We start from the raw sequence: 14,503 nt of genomic DNA on the forward strand, positions 1-14,503 counted from the left end.
GAACGAGCGGGGCGTTATGGCGTGGTTGGTTACCGGCGGAGCGGGCTACATCGGCTCCCATGTGGTGCGGGCCTTCCAGTCCGAGGGCCTCGACGTGGTCGTGCTCGATGACCTCTCGAGCGGCCACGAATCGTTCGTGCCGGCCGACGTTCCCTTCGTGCGTGGCAGTGTGCTCGACGGCAGCCTGCTGGTGCACGCATTTCACGAGCACGCGGTGCACGGCGTCGTGCACGTGGCCGGCTTCAAGTACGCCGGGGTCTCGGTGCAGCGCCCGCTGCACACCTACGAACAGAACGTGACCGCCACCGCCACCCTGCTCGCCGCCATGAACACGGCCGAGATCGACCGTATCGTGTTCTCGTCGAGCGCCGCCGTCTACGGCACCCCGCACACCGACCTAGTCACCGAAGACACCGCGAAGAGCCCGGAGTCGCCCTACGGCGAATCCAAGCTGATCGGCGAATGGCTGCTGCGCGACCAGGCCGTCGCGACCGGGTTGCGGCACACGTCCCTGCGCTACTTCAATGTCGTCGGATCCGGCGACCTCGCCCTGAGCGACACGAGCCCGCACAACCTCTTTCCGCTGGTCTTCGCCGCCCTGCAGGGCGGTCGCACGCCGCGCATCAATGGCGACGACTACGCCACGCCGGACGGCACCTGTGTGCGCGACTATATTCACGTGGCCGACCTGGCGCTCTCGCACGTCGCGGCCGCGCGCCGCCTCGACGCCGCCGAACCGATCGAACCGGTCTACAACCTTGGCAGCGGCGACGGAGTCTCGGTCGGCGAGATCATGGCCACCGTGCGCCGGGTCACCGGTATCGATTTCACCCCCGAGATCGGACCGCGCCGCGCCGGCGACCCCGATCGTATCGTGGCCTCCGGGGCGCTCGCCGCCCGTGACCTGCGCTGGAGCATGCGCCACACCCTCGAACAGATGGTGCAGAGCGCCTGGGACTCTTCGCGCGCGGCCGCAAACTGAGCTGCGACACGCCGACGCGCACGACGATCGTGCTACGTTCGCAATGTTTTCCCACCCCCACCGCTACCCCCCGAATGCCCGATTTTGGCGCCGTCGGCGCGTCGCAACCCTCCAGCCCGTATTGAGGGTTTACGATCTGCGACTTGACGATATCGAATTACACCGGTGTAATTAGGTACAGCACTATTCGGTGCAGAACGAGCGCTGGGAGACGATATGGCTATACCCGACTATCGTTCCGGAGTACCAGAGGACTGGTTCGTTGACCCTGTCACCCTCGGTGTTCCGGGAGTACGGCAAGATCTCGGCGACGAGAACGTTCTCGCCTGGCAGGCCGACTCGCTCTGCGCGCAGACCGACCCCGAGGCGTTCTTCCCCGAAAAGGGTGGCTCCACCCGCGACGCGAAGAAGATCTGCTCCGGCTGCGAGGTGCGCAACCAGTGCCTCGAATACGCGCTCGGCAACGACGAACGGTTCGGTATCTGGGGCGGCCTCTCCGAGCGCGAGCGCCGCAAACTGCGGAAGCGCGCCTGACTGAGGCCGCATCGCGTCACCGCTGGACGTAACCGTACGTTCGAAGCGGATGCCGCGGCATCCGCTTAATTGCCGGCCCAATATCGGGGGCGCGCCCTCTCGGTTCAGGGCCCCCGGCCGATACCGACCTAGGCTGGTGCTGTTATGCAACCCAGAGTCACCGCCATCCTTGTCGCCCGAAACGGCGCGAAACACCTTGAGCGAACTCTCAAGGCGCTGTCGCTGCAGACCCGTAAACCCGACATTGTCATCACCGTGGACTGCGGCTCGAGCGATGCGACAGCCAAGATGCTCGCCGCATTCGGGCCGACGCAGTTCATCGCCGCCGACGCCGACCTGAACTTCGGGCAGGCGATTTCCGCCGCCGTTCGCGTGACGACGCCGCCCACGCACGATCGCGAGCTGCTCTGGCTGCTCGCCCAGGACAGTGCGCCGGAGCCGAACGCCCTCGAGGCGCTCGTTGACGCGCTCGAGATCGCGCCCTCGGTGGCCGTCGCCGGGCCGAAGGTGATGGAGTGGATCGCCGGCGAGTACATCCACAACTTCGGCGAATCGATGACGCCGACCGGCGCCACCGTCACCCTGGTCGAAAGCGAACTCGACCAGGGCCAGCACGACGGCCTGAGCGACGTGCTCGCCGTGAGCGCCGGCGGCATGCTCGTGCGCCACACCGTCTGGGAACAGCTCGGCGGATTCGACCCGGCCCTTTCGGTCGTCGACGACTCCCTCGACTTCTGCGTGCGCGTGCGGCTGGCCGGCTTCCGTGTGTCGGTGGTTCCGTCCGCCCGCGTCGCCTCGGCCGGTGACGGTGTCGCCGGACCGAACCAGTCATCGCGGGGTCGCCTGCGCCGTCGCCGGGTGCGGGCCGAACGCTCGGCGCAACTGCACCGTCGCCTGGTCTACGCGCCCGCCGGAGCCCTGGTCTTTCACTGGCTGTCCCTGCTGCCGCTCGCCTTTGTACGCTCGATCGGCCAGCTGCTGCGCAAGGAACCCGGCGCGATCGTGGGCGAATTCGCGGCCGCGTTCGGCGCCGCGTTCAACGGAATGCGCGTTGGCAATGCCCGTCGCTCGTTCGCGAAGACCCGCACGCTCGGCTGGGATGCCATCTCGACGCTGCGGGTTCCCTCGAACGAAGTGCGCCGACGCCACTCCCTCAAGCGGGAGGCGAGCCTGTTCGGCCTGCACGGCGAACGGCCCGAAATTCGGTTCTTCTCCGGTGGCGGTGCCTGGACCATGCTCGCCGCGGCGGTCGTGGGCATCATCATGATGGTGCCGCTGCTCGGCGCCGACACTCTCACCGGCGGCGGGCTGCTGCCACTCTCGCCGAGCCTGCCCGACCTGTGGGCCAGCGTCGGCTACGGCTGGCGCGACCTGGGGCTCGGCTTCGTCGGCGCGGCCGATCCGTTCGCCGCGGTCGTCGCCGTGCTCGGCGGGGTCGCGTTCTGGTCGCCGTCGTTCGCGCTCGTGCTGGTGTACGCGCTCGCCTTCCCGCTTGCGGCCGTCGGCGCGTGGATGGCCGCGACCCGCCTGACCGACCGCGGCAGCCTGCGCGCCCTGGCCGCTGCTCTCTGGGTGCTCGCCCCGACCTTTCTGATCGCCCTCGCCGACGGGCGCCCGGCCGCCATCCTGGTGCACCTACTGCTGCCGTGGCTGTTCTTCGCCTGGTTCGCCGCCGCCCGCACCTGGTCGGCATCGGCATCCGCTGCCCTGCTGTTCGCGGCGGTCGTCGCCTGCGCACCGTCGCTGGCCCCCGCCCTGCTCGTGGTCTGGGCGCTCAGCGTGGCCCTCGCCGGCCGCCGGGTGATGCGCTTCATCGGCATTCCGTTGCCGGCGCTCGCCCTTGCGCTGCCGCTCATCGCCGACCAGGGTCTGCGCGGCAGCTGGCTAAACCTTGTCGCCGATCCGGGCCTGCCCGTGCCGAGCGCCCACGCTCCCACCCTGCAGTTGCTGCTCGGACTGCCGGGCACCGACGGTTGGGCCGCTGTGCTCGACCGATTCGGAGTCGTCGGCCTCGACCCGCAGCTGTTCGTACCCATTTTGCTCGCCCCGCTTGCCGCACTCGCCCTGCTCGCGCTGCTGCTGCCCGGCGCGCGCCTGGCGAGCGGCGCCTGGCTCGTGGCGCTGCTCGGATTCGGCACCGCCCTCGCCGCCAACCAGCTCGTGCTCGCCGCGATCGGCGCCGAACCGGTGCGGGTCTGGACCGGTTCCGGGCTCAGTCTGTACTGGCTCGGCCTGGTCGGCGCCCTCGTTATCGGCCTGCGTTCCCTGCACCGCTTCGCGTCGACGCCCGGCGTGGTCGCCGCCCTCGCCCTGACCGTGGTCGTGCTGCCGCTCGTCGCCTCGCTGCACCTCGGCACTGCCGCCGTGCGGGAGGGGACCGGGCAAACCCAGCCGGCTTTCGTCGCCGCCGAAGCCCAGATCGACGACCGGGTCGGTACGCTGCAACTCGTTCCGCAGGCCGATGGCGGCCTGCTCGCCACGATCGAGCGCGGCGCGGGCGCCACCCTGAATCAGCAATCCACCGTGGACAGCACCGACCAGACGCTCAGTGCCCGCGAGAAAGCGCTCGCGGAGCTCGCCGGGAACCTGGCGTCACGCAGCGGGCTTGAGACCAGCGCGGATCTGGCCGAGTTCGGCATCCGCTTTATCGTGCTGCAGCCGGCCGGGCCTGGAGTCGAGGCTGCCGACACCGCCCTGCGCACCGAAACGGCCCTCGACGGCAACGCCGCGCTGGCCCCGGTGGGCGACACCGAATTCGGTCGGCTGTGGCAGTTCGGCGAAACGGATGCTGCCGCCTCGACCCCCCTGCCCGCTCGCGCCGGCGGCGTCTTCGGTCTCGTGACCCTGCTGATCGCCCTCGCCGTGGTGGGCAGCGCCGTGCTGCTGTCGCTGCCGATCGGCGCCGGACGCGAAGCCGTGCGCCAGGCCAACCGCGACGCGATTCGCCGGGCGGCCCGCGCGGACGCCAAGCAGAAGCCGAAGCGCGCGCGGCGGACGAAGGTCGTTTCTGACCTCGAAGCCGACCTCGAAGCCGACCTCGCCATCGACCGCGAGACCGGTGTCGGCACCGGGCTGGAATCGGACGACGGGTTCTCCGACGACGCGGCGGTTGCCGAGCCCGAGCCTGTGGAGGACGACAATGCCCGATAGAAGCCAACTCGCCCGCATCGGCGGCCGGGCCGGTCGCGGTGTGCTCGGCCTCGTCGGCATCGCCGTCGTCGTTGCGACGCTCGGTGCGGCCACCCTGGTGACGCTGCCGACCCTGGAACGCGACCCGCAATCGAGCGAGATCAAGCCGCTGCCGAGTGAGCAGCAGCGGGTGTGCCCAGGGCCCCTGCTGACCCTGGCCGAGGATTCGACGCAGGCGCAGGCGGCGTCGAGTGTGGGGGCGGCATCCGCTGTGTATGGCGCGGTTGATGCTCGCTCGTTCGAGCAGATTCGCCCGCAGGTGACCGAGATCACCGCGGTCGACGATTCGAACAGCCGGCAGCCGCCGCTGCTGCTGACCGTGCCCGTGCAAAACGGCGCTTCGCTGCCGCCGCTCGTGGCTGGCAGCCAGTCGCAGGTCGCCGCGACCGACACCATCGGCGGACTCGCCGTCGCCGCGTGCGCCGAAGCGGTCAGCGACAGCTGGATTGTCGGCGGCTCGACCGACATCGGGCGCACGAGCCTGCTGCTTCTGAGCAACCCGACCACCGTGCTCGCCACGGTGGATGTGACGGTCTCCGGCGAGAGCGGACTCGTCGACGCGCCGGGCTCGACCGGCATCCTGGTGCAGCCGGGAGAGCAGCGGGTGATCTCGCTCGCCGGTCTCGCCCCGAACGTGAAGTCGCCGGTGTTGCACGTGCAGTCGCGCGGCGGACAGGTGGCGGCGTCGCTCGAGCAAAGCAGCATCCGCGGGATCGAACCGGGCGGGGTCGAGATTATCGGCACCACGGCGACCCCCGCCACCAACCAGATCATTGCCGGTGTGCGCGTGATGGCGGCCGTCTCGGAGGAGACCGTGACGACGGGCGAGGGCTTCAACGCCGACACCCCGTCAATTCGGGTGTTCGTGCCGGGATCGGTCGCGGCGACCGTGCAGATCGGCGTGACGAGCGACGATGGAACCGTAGAGGGGACGTCAACGCAGGTAGAGGTGGAGCCCGGGATCGCCACCGAGATTCCCCTGGCGCCGCTCGCCGTGGGCAGCTTCTCGGTGCAGTTGCGCTCCGACGAGCCGATCGTGGCGGCCGCCCGCACGGCCGTCGACAGCGCCGGCGGCAAGGACTTCGGCTGGTTCTCGGCGTCGGCGCCGCTCGAAGGATCGTTTGCTGTCGCCGTGGCCGACGGCCCGTCGCCGACCTTGCACCTCGTCAACAGCGGGGCAGCGGATGCCTCCCTCACCCTCACGCCCTCCGCGGGTACCCCGGTCGACCTCGAGGTGGGTGCGGGGGCCAGTGCCACGGTGCCGCTGGCTAATGGAGTGGTCTACGCCGTGAGCGGTGGTTCACAGCTGTGGGCGCTCGTGGACTACTCCGGTGATGGGGTGCTGTCCTCGTTCGCGCTGAACCCGCCCGGCCCGCTGGCCTCGTCGATCCGGGTCTACACGCACTAGCCTTCTATTTTTGACCGGGCCCGGGCCCGGAAACCGGGCCCATGTTCTATCGTGGGCCCAGCGACCGGGCCCGGGCCCCGTCCGCGCGAGGAGACTGTGCGGCGGGCTTCCGCGGGAACGCAGGTTTCGATGGCACACTGAACACTCGACGTGTAACCCGCTGGGAGCCGCTTGTGACACCTGACCCGACCGCCCCGTTGGTCGACCCGATCGCGCGGGCGGAGACCGCCGTGATCGGCGGCTCCGGACTCTACGAACTCATCGACCCGTCCGGCGCGGTGACGCACCAGGTGCCGACCCCGTACGGAACCGTTCCGGTGACGATCGGCCTGCGCGCCGGTCGCCGCGTCGCGTTCCTGCCCCGGCACGGCAGCGGCCACAGTGTTGCCCCGCACCTGATCAACTACCGCGCCAATATCTGGGCGCTCGCCTCGATCGGCGTGCGCGCGATCATCTCCTCCTCGGCCGTCGGGGGAGTGACGCCGGAGTATCCGCCGGGCCTGCTCGTGGTCACCGACCAGTTCATCGACCGCACGAGCGGCCGCCCCGACACCTTCTACGACCGGGAATCGGTGCAGCACCTCTCCGCCGCCGACCCGTTCGACCCGGCCCTGCGCGGCTACGCCGTGCGCGCGCTCGACGGCCTCGGCGAGAACTTCGCTTCCACCGGAACCGTCGTCGTCATTCAGGGCCCACGGTTCTCGACCCGGGCCGAGTCGGTCTGGTTCCGGTCGATCGGCGCACACATCGTCAACATGACCGCCTACCCCGAAATCGTTTTGGCCGGCGAGCTCAACATGGGCACGGTCAACCTGTCGTTTGTGACCGACGCCGACGCCGGGCTGGCGCCGGAACCGGGCAGTACGACCAGCGAAACGGATGCCGTCACCGCGTCGGCCGTGTTCCGTCGCCTCCGCGACGCCCAGCCGCGCATCCTGGCCGCGATCGACGGGATCCTGCGTGCCCTGCCGACAGACTTCGCCCCGCGCGAGCTCATCGACCCGGTCCAGGTCGACGCTGTGCTCGCGCGTGCCGTGCTGTCGGAAATCGCATGACCGTCCTGCTCGTCACCGGGGGCGCCGGCTTCATCGGATCCGCGATCGTCGACGACGCCCTCGCCCGCGGCTACGAGGTGCGGGTGCTCGACTCGCTGCGCGCCGACGTGCACGGCCCCGCGCCGGAGCTTCCAGCCGGGGTCGAGTCCGCATCCCCGGCCGAGTCCGAATCCGTTCCGGGCCCGGGCCCGGAAACCGGGCCCACGATAGATCATGGGCCCACGTTCCGGGCCCGGGCCCGGAAAGCTCCCGCGGGGCTGGACCCTCGAGTGGACTTCGTGCACNCGACCCCGCTACGGTCGCCGGCGCGCTCGACGGCATCGACGTGGTCTGCCACCAAGCCGCCAAGGTGGGACTCGGAGTGGACTTCGCCGACGCCCCTGACTACGTGCACAGCAACGAGGTGGGCACTGCGGTGCTGCTGGCTGCGATGGCCGAGCGGGGCATCCGTCGCCTGGTTGTGGCGTCATCCATGGTCGTCTACGGCGAGGGCAGTTACCGCGGCCCGAACGGTTTCACCCGGCCGGGCCCGCGCCTCGCGAGCGACCTCGATGCCGGACGCTTCGACCCCCTCGACCCGGCAACCGGCCGGCCGCTCGAGCCCGTACTGGTGAGCGAAACCGACCCGCTCGACCCGCGCAACGTCTACGCGAGCAGCAAACTCGGCCAGGAATACCTCGCCACCGCGTGGGCCCGTTCGACCGGAGGGCGCGTCGCCGCCCTGCGCTATCACAATGTGTACGGCCCTGGCATGCCGCAGAACACGCCGTATGCCGGGGTCGCGTCGCTGTTTCGCTCGGCGATCGAGCGTGGTGAGGCTCCGCGCGTCTACGAGGACGGACGGCAGCGCCGCGACTTCGTGCACGTGCGCGATGTGGCCGCGGCCAACATCGCCGCGCTGGAGTTCACCGCGTTCGACTGGCCCTCACGAGCGGCCACTACCCAACCGGATGCCGCCGTTTCGCTCCCGCAGGCCGTGCATTCCGATCCTGGAATATTCCGCCCGTTCAACGTCGGCAGCGGAATCGTGCACACCATCGGCGACATGGCGGCCGCCCTCGCCGCGGCGGCGGGCGGCCCGGCGCCGATCGTGACCGGGCGGTATCGGCTCGGCGACGTGCGGCACATCACCGCGTCCTCGGAGCGCCTGCGCCGCGAACTCGGCTGGTCGGCCCAGGTCTCCTTCGACGACGGCATGCGCGAGTTCGCCACGGCGCCCCTGCGCGCGGCGGTGCGTCCCTGACCGGTCCCGGTCATTCTCGGTGGCTAATTCAGGAAATCCAGCTGGACTTCAGGGGCCGCCGCGTGTTTCCAGGCCTGCCGCAGCGGCCTGCATGGGTAATTCCTGAATTAGCCACGCGGGAGGGCCGAGACCTTCAACCGCCTCACCCCGCCGGATGCTGCGGCAGCAGCAGCTCAAACCGGCATCCGTCCCCCACATTGGTCACCGTCACCTGCCCACCATGAGCCCGCACGATACCGTCGACGATCGCGAGCCCCAACCCGGCGCCGCCGCTCTGACCCCCGCCGGACGCGGTGCGCGGCTCGCTGGCCCGCCACCCGGCCTCGAACACCCGGCCGAGGTCCTGCTCGGGAATGCCCCCGGCCGCATCGACGACCGCGATCACCGCGCGCCCGTCGGCGTGCCGGGTGACCGAGACCACGATGGCGCTCCCGGCCGGGGAATGCTGAATAGCGTTCATGACCAGGTTGCCGACCGCGCGGGCGAGTTCGCGGGCATCCGCTTGCAGGGTGAGACCGCGTTCACCCTCGAAGCGCAGGTCGAGCGATTTGGCGAGCGCGACCGGCGCGAGGTCGGCGATAGTGTCGCTGATCAGGTCGTAGAGGGCCACCCGTTCGAAGTTGAGCTGCAGTGCCCCCGCGTGGATCTTGGACAGCTCGAACAGGTCGTCGACCATGCCGCTGAGCCGGTCGACCTGCCCGCGAATCTGCACGTAGTACCGTTCGGGGTCGGGCGCCATGCCGTCTTCGAGGGCCTCGGCCATGGCCCGAATTCCGGCCAGGGGCGTGCGCAGGTCGTGGGAGATCCACGCCACGATCTCGCGCCGCGCGGTCTCGATGCGTTCCTCCCGCTCGCGGGATTCGGTCAGCCGGTCGGCCGTCGCGGCCAGCTCCCCTGCCAGCGTGGCGAACTCCGTGCTGGTGTGCCGCTGTACGGGGGTCGAGCGGCGTCGCCGCGTGGCGAGCAGCGCGAGTAAGCCGCCGAGCAACACGCCGCCCACGGTGACACCGAGCACCACCCACACGTCGAGGCTCATGCGGTGCCGGCTGCCGCCGCACCGCCGGCGGTCCCGAGCGGCACCGGATCGAAGCGGTACCCGACCCCCCACACCGTATTCACGAGCAGCGGATGCGCCGGGTCGACCTCGATCTTCTCCCGCAATCGCCGAACGTGCACGGTCACCGTCGAGAGGTCACCGAATTCCCAACCCCAGACCGAGCGCAGCAGCTCTTCGCGGGTGAGCACCTTCGACGGCCGCCAGATCAGGTAGGCGAGCAGGTCGAACTCCCGCGCGGTGAGCACGAGCGGCTTGCCACGCAGCCGAATTTCATGCGCGGCGAGGTTGAGCGCGAACTCGCCGGCGTCGAGAATCCCCTCCGGAATCGACTCGGTGCCGCTTCGCCGCAGCACAGACTGCACCCGCAGCACGAGCTCCCGCGGCGAGAACGGTTTCACCAGGTAGTCGTCGGCACCGACCTCGAGCCCCTCGATGCGGTGTTCCTCTTCGCCGAGCGCGGTCAGCATGATCACCGGCAGCGCGCCCCAGTTCATGCGAATCCGCCGGCACACCTCGATGCCGTCCAGCAGCGGAAGCATACGGTCGAGCACCACGAGGTCGGGCTGGATCATTTCGGCCTGCCGCAGTCCGGCGAGCCCGTCGACGGCTTCATCCACGACGAATCCGGCGGCGCGCAGGTACTGCCCGACCACCTCGGACACCATGGGGTCATCCTCGATAACGAGCACGCGGCGGCCGGCGAGGGCATCCGCTCGGGGCGGCGCAAAATATTGGGAGGGGGACACCCCCTCAGACTAGGCGGGCGGCCGCGGCCCCGCACGGAAGTGCGAGCCGTTCTGCCGCAGGCACACGCCCCTCTCCCGCGTAATACCTTCCGGGCCCGGGCCCGGAAGGCGGGCCCATGATACAAACTGGGCCCGCTTTCCGAAGGTGGGCCCGGTGGTGGGTGACGTCTCTCACACCAAAAACCCAGAAGAGTTCCGTGGTTCGTAACCTGTTTCGCCCCGAGGCCCCAGACCCCCCGATTAGGGTCGAATCATGACGAACATTCGGGTCGACGTGGTGTTGCCCTGCCTGAACGAGGCGCGGGCGCTGCCGTGGATCCTCGAACGCCTGCCCATTGGCTACCGCGCGATCGTGGTCGACAATGGCTCGACCGACGGTTCGCCTGACGTCGCGCGAGCCCTCGGCGCGCACGTCGTGCACGAAAGTCGCCGCGGATTCGGCGCCGCCGCCCACGCCGGGCTCCTCGCCGCGACCGCCCCGATCGTGGCGTTCTGCGACGCCGACGCTTCGATGGACCCCCGCGACCTGCCCCGAGTGGTCGACCCGATCAGCGACGACGCGGCCGATCTCGTGCTCGGACGCCGCCGCCCCACCACCCGCAATGCCTGGCCTCCGCATGCCCGTTTAGCAAATACCTATCTTTCCTGGCGACTGCGCCGAATAACAGGTGTGAACATTCATGACCTCGGCCCCATGCGAGCGGCCCGCCGCGACCATCTCCTCGCCCTCGACCTACTCGATCGCCGTAGCGGGTATCCGCTCGAGATGTTTCTCAGCGCGGCCGCGGCCGACTGGCGCATCCTCGAGGTTGACACCGGCTATGCGCCGCGGGTCGGTCGCAGCAAGGTGACCGGAACCGTGCGCGGCACCCTCACCGCGATCAAGGACATGTCCGCCCTGCTCGCCGCCACCCAGCGGGGAGCCCGCTCATGACCGCGATCGTCGTCATCGCCAAGGAATGCCTGCCCGGCAAGGTTAAGACCCGCCTGCACCCGCCGCTCTCGCTCGAGCAGGCCGCCGAGCTCGCCGCAGCCAGCCTCGCCGACACCCTCACGGTCGCGTCACGGCTGCCCGCCACGCGCCAGATTTTGGCGTTCGACGGCGTGACTCCGCCGCCCGAGGCCGCCGGTTGGGAAATTCTGGCGCAGACCGACGGCGCACTCGACGAGCGCCTGGCCGCCATCTTCGACCATCTCGACGAGCCGACCCTGCTGCTCGGAATGGACACCCCGCAGGTCAGCGCCGCGCTGCTCGCGCCGGTCTTCTCCGGCTGGGGCGACGAAACGGATGCCTGGTTCGGCCCCGCAAACGACGGCGGCTTCTGGGCCCTCGCCCTGAAAAACCCGACCGGCGCCCTGCTTCGCGGCATCCCGATGAGCCGCCCCGACACCGGCGGACACCAGCTGCACCGTCTCGACCGGGCCGGCCTCACCGTCGGTCTGCTGCCCTCGCTCACCGACATCGACACCATAACGGATGCCCGCGCCGTCGCCTCGATCGCCCCCCACACGCGCTTCGCGCGTGCTTTCGCGGGGGTGCGGGCATCGGCTCGGCTGCAGAATGCCGACCTGGTCGCCCTGAGCGGGGCACGCTCATGACTCTCGTCTCGCCGCGCCTGTGGGAGCAGCCCGCAGACTGGCCGGTCGACGACGTCGATCGAACCACCGCTGACCGTTTTCGTCGCCCGACCACGTTCGGCGCCGGCGGATCCGAACCCTACGCCCAGGCGTTGCAGAGCGATGACAACGTGCTGTACCTGCACGGCAATCGCGTCGATGCCGATCCGGGCACGCCGGCGCGGGTGTCGACCATGCATGCCGGACGCTGGAGTGCCGGTGCCGACGCGATCGACCGATCCCTGGTGGCGGGTGTCGCCGGTCCGGTGCTCGACATCGGCTGCGGACCCGGTCGTATGATCCAGGCCGCAATCGACGAGGGGCTCGACGCGCTCGGCGTGGATGTCTCGCCGACCGCCGTGCGGATCGCGCTCGCGGCCGGACTCGCCGTGCTGCACCGCTCGGTGTTCGACGACATTCCGCTCGAGGGAACCTGGGCGACGCTGCTGCTCGTCGATGGCAACATCGGCATCGGCGGCGACCCCGATGCCCTGCTCGATCGCTGTGTGTCGCTGCTCGCCGCCGACGGCGTACTCGTCGTCGAGGTGCACCGTGATCCCGAGCACGACCTGGCCTACGAGGGAACCCTGCACGACGCCGCCGGACACACGAGCGACGCCTTTCCCTGGGCCGAGATCGGGGGCAGCGCCCTGCGTCGCCGAGCCGCACAGTTCGGACTCGTCCAGGTCGCCGAATGGACCCGCGGCGGCCGCTCATTCGCCCGCCTGGCTCGCGCCTGACCGTATTCCTTTCCGGGCCCGGGCCCGGAAACCGGGCCCAGGCTAGATCATGGGCCCGGTTCCCGAAGGTGGGCCCGGTCTTGGCCCCGGTCCGCGACGGGGACCTTTCAGAACTTCACCGCCCGGAATCGTCCGGGAACGCCGCGACCGGCTGCCGCCAGCGCAGGAACGCCCCGACAGACAGCCCCACGGTCACCACGGCCAGCACGAGCCAGAAAATCCCCAGATTCAGCCCGTAATTCAGCGGCAACACCGACGCATTGACCGGCGCGAAGTTCTTCGCCACGATCGTCGGTACCGCCACGAGCGACACGATCGACCCGACCACGATGCCGCCCTGCACGATCGCAATCACCGTTCCGGTCGCCCGGCGACCGACCCGCCGCAGCGCGATCCCCAACGCGAACACGACCGGCGCCAGGATCGCATCGTGCAGCACGATCGCCGCCGCGATCCACAGCGCCACCCCCGGCAGACGGGTCAGCCGCACCGAATCGAGCATTACGAACGCGCCCCACGCGAGCAGCAGCCCCCCGATACCCACCAGCACCAAGCGGATGCCGCGCATCCGTCGGCTGGTCGACGCCGGTATTCCGGCCGGCGGAGGATTCAGCCCGGTTCCGCCCACGCCCACAACGCCCGGTGACCCCTTCGCATCCGCTCTCATCAGATCGCCTCGATTCGGCTCAGCCATTTGGTTTGCAGCACGCCCGGACGCCCGGGCGCGATCATGCGCGCCGGATACCCGTGCTCGAGGTTGAGCGTCTCGCCGTTGAGCTCGAGCGCCACGAGGGTGAGGGGGTCGCGCACGTACTCGCGGCCCATCTGAGTCTTGCTGAAGCTGCCGCGTTCTTCCAGGCTGATCAGGCGAAACGAGGTCTCGGGGTCGGCGTCCATCAGGTCGGCCAGGTCCCGCAGCCGCACCCCGCGCCACGAAGCCATCTGGCTCCAGCCCTCGACGCAGGCGATCGGCAACCGCACGGACGTCTGCGGCAGCGCGAGCAACTCGTCACGGGTGAATGATCGCTCGGTGCCGCCGACCGCGAGGGTGAGGACCCACGACACAGCGAGAGCGGCATCCGCTACCTGGGCCTGCTCGCTCGTGCGATTCACCGGAACGCCCTGCTGGCCGACGCCCTTCTTGCGCGGCCCGAACAGGTTGACCGCGTCCAGCGGCGTGAAGGTCTGCCCGGCAGTCAGACCCACGACCGCCGTGGTGGCGACGCCGACCGTGGTGAGAAAGCCGCGGCGGCTGACCCGGCTTTCGGCACGCGGTGTCGCGTCGATGTAATCGAGCACCCGCCTGGTCACCCCGCCAGGCCGTGAAAGGCCCCACAGCCGCACCGCTTCCGCGTTCGCCGAACGGTCGCCCGACACCGCATCGACGAGGTGGTCATCGGAAGGAGACGATGTGCTCCAGTACCGCGTGATCACCGGCAGCTTCACCCCGATGTGAATGACCAACAGCCCGATCAGCACCCAGCCGAGCGCGAAGTGCACCTGCCGAAACGGAAACGGCCACGGATACCACTGATAGGTGTTGAGCAGCCCGATCGTGATCTGCACGACCGAGGCGCCCACGAACAGGGCGATCGAGGCGCGCTCGAGAAAATGAACCAGGCCGCGCACCGGCGGAAAGGCAAACAGATCGGGAAAAACGATGTACAGCTTGGCCAGCAGCAGCGGAAAACAGGCGATGCCGGCCACGATGTGCGTGCCCTGCGTGACCTGGTAGAGAAACTCCGGCCGGGTCGCGAAGCGCATCCAGCCGAGCGGTTCCTGCAGAAAATGGCTGTACAGGCCGGTGCCGAAGCAGATCAGAAAAGCGGCGCCGAGCAGCCGGCCGATCACGGTCGCCATTCGCGGATTGCGCACCGGCGACGCCAGCGCTCGCTGGGCCTCGTACATCAATCGCCGCATAGGTCTATTGCA

At 69.7% G+C, this 14,503-nt stretch carries 12 protein-coding genes and 1 pseudogene; 9 read left to right on the forward strand and 4 right to left on the reverse strand.

Annotated features, from left to right (window positions below; all coding sequences use genetic code 11):
• Nucleotides 1-16: 16 nt before the first annotated feature.
• The 6 genes and pseudogenes from galE (at nt 17) to E3O06_RS07260 (ending at nt 8,411) form a co-directional block, all read left to right on the forward strand.
• Nucleotides 17-982 carry a UDP-glucose 4-epimerase GalE gene (gene galE / locus E3O06_RS07230; protein ID WP_134502312.1) on the forward strand — a complete coding sequence of 322 codons (966 nt, stop codon included), beginning with the start codon at nt 17-19 and terminating at the stop codon, nt 980-982.
• A 216-nt stretch (nt 983-1,198) separates the two neighbouring features.
• Complete coding sequence (locus tag E3O06_RS07235) at nt 1,199-1,516, forward strand: WhiB family transcriptional regulator (RefSeq protein ID WP_092112046.1); 318 nt, start codon at nt 1,199-1,201, stop codon at nt 1,514-1,516.
• A gap of 144 nt (nt 1,517-1,660) precedes the next feature.
• Nucleotides 1,661-4,666, forward strand: coding sequence for a glycosyltransferase family 2 protein (locus E3O06_RS07240; protein ID WP_134502313.1), 3,006 nt, complete (start codon nt 1,661-1,663; stop codon nt 4,664-4,666).
• Entirely contained in the window at nt 4,656-6,113 is a 1,458-nt protein-coding gene (locus E3O06_RS07245; protein WP_134502314.1) for a DUF5719 family protein, read from the forward strand. Before E3O06_RS07240 ends, E3O06_RS07245 begins: the two co-directional genes overlap by 11 nt.
• A 173-nt stretch (nt 6,114-6,286) precedes the next feature.
• Nucleotides 6,287-7,168 (forward strand): MTAP family purine nucleoside phosphorylase, encoded by an 882-nt coding sequence (locus tag E3O06_RS07250; RefSeq protein ID WP_241979963.1) that lies wholly within the window; start codon nt 6,287-6,289, stop codon nt 7,166-7,168.
• Nucleotides 7,165-8,411: pseudogene (locus tag E3O06_RS07260) on the forward strand (NAD-dependent epimerase/dehydratase family protein). The gene E3O06_RS07250 and the pseudogene E3O06_RS07260 overlap by 4 nt, the downstream one beginning before the upstream one ends.
• A 142-nt stretch (nt 8,412-8,553) precedes the next feature.
• On the opposite strand, the gene E3O06_RS07265 reads toward E3O06_RS07260, so the two are convergent.
• Both E3O06_RS07265 and E3O06_RS07270 read right to left on the reverse strand, forming a co-directional pair.
• Nucleotides 8,554-9,447, reverse strand: a complete 894-nt coding sequence (locus tag E3O06_RS07265) for a sensor histidine kinase (RefSeq protein WP_134502316.1) — start codon at nt 9,445-9,447, stop codon at nt 8,554-8,556.
• Nucleotides 9,444-10,214: a response regulator transcription factor gene (locus E3O06_RS07270; RefSeq protein WP_134502317.1), complete on the reverse strand. Its 771-nt coding sequence runs from the start codon at nt 10,212-10,214 to the stop codon at nt 9,444-9,446. The genes E3O06_RS07265 and E3O06_RS07270 overlap by 4 nt, the downstream gene beginning before the upstream one ends.
• Nucleotides 10,215-10,467: 253 nt before the next feature.
• Between E3O06_RS07270 and E3O06_RS07275 the strand changes: the two genes are divergently transcribed.
• Genes E3O06_RS07275 through E3O06_RS07285 form a run of 3 tightly spaced genes read left to right on the forward strand, consistent with a single transcriptional unit; the run spans nt 10,468 to nt 12,571 of the window.
• A complete protein-coding gene (locus tag E3O06_RS07275) occupies nt 10,468-11,148 on the forward strand; it encodes a glycosyltransferase family 2 protein (RefSeq protein ID WP_134502318.1) in 681 nt (226 codons plus the stop codon).
• Nucleotides 11,145-11,813 (forward strand): TIGR04282 family arsenosugar biosynthesis glycosyltransferase, encoded by a 669-nt coding sequence (locus E3O06_RS07280; RefSeq protein ID WP_134502319.1) that lies wholly within the window; start codon nt 11,145-11,147, stop codon nt 11,811-11,813. Before E3O06_RS07275 ends, E3O06_RS07280 begins: the two co-directional genes overlap by 4 nt.
• Entirely contained in the window at nt 11,810-12,571 is a 762-nt protein-coding gene (locus E3O06_RS07285; protein ID WP_134502320.1) for a class I SAM-dependent methyltransferase, read from the forward strand. Before E3O06_RS07280 ends, E3O06_RS07285 begins: the two co-directional genes overlap by 4 nt.
• Before the next feature lie 115 nt (nt 12,572-12,686).
• Here the strand turns inward: E3O06_RS07285 and E3O06_RS07290 are convergent, their stop codons facing one another.
• Together E3O06_RS07290 and E3O06_RS07295 are read right to left on the reverse strand one after the other, a co-directional pair.
• The gene (locus E3O06_RS07290; RefSeq protein WP_206751367.1) at nt 12,687-13,139 is read right to left on the reverse strand and encodes a hypothetical protein; all 453 of its coding nucleotides are present in this window, start codon (nt 13,137-13,139) and stop codon (nt 12,687-12,689) included.
• 98 nt (nt 13,140-13,237) lie between these two features.
• Complete coding sequence (locus tag E3O06_RS07295) at nt 13,238-14,491, reverse strand: molybdopterin-dependent oxidoreductase (protein WP_134502322.1); 1,254 nt, start codon at nt 14,489-14,491, stop codon at nt 13,238-13,240.
• Between the last annotated feature and the right edge of the window lie 12 nt (nt 14,492-14,503).

Origin of the sequence: Cryobacterium glaciale, assembly GCF_004402535.1 — a bacterium.
GTDB classification, from domain to species: domain Bacteria; phylum Actinomycetota; class Actinomycetes; order Actinomycetales; family Microbacteriaceae; genus Cryobacterium; species Cryobacterium glaciale.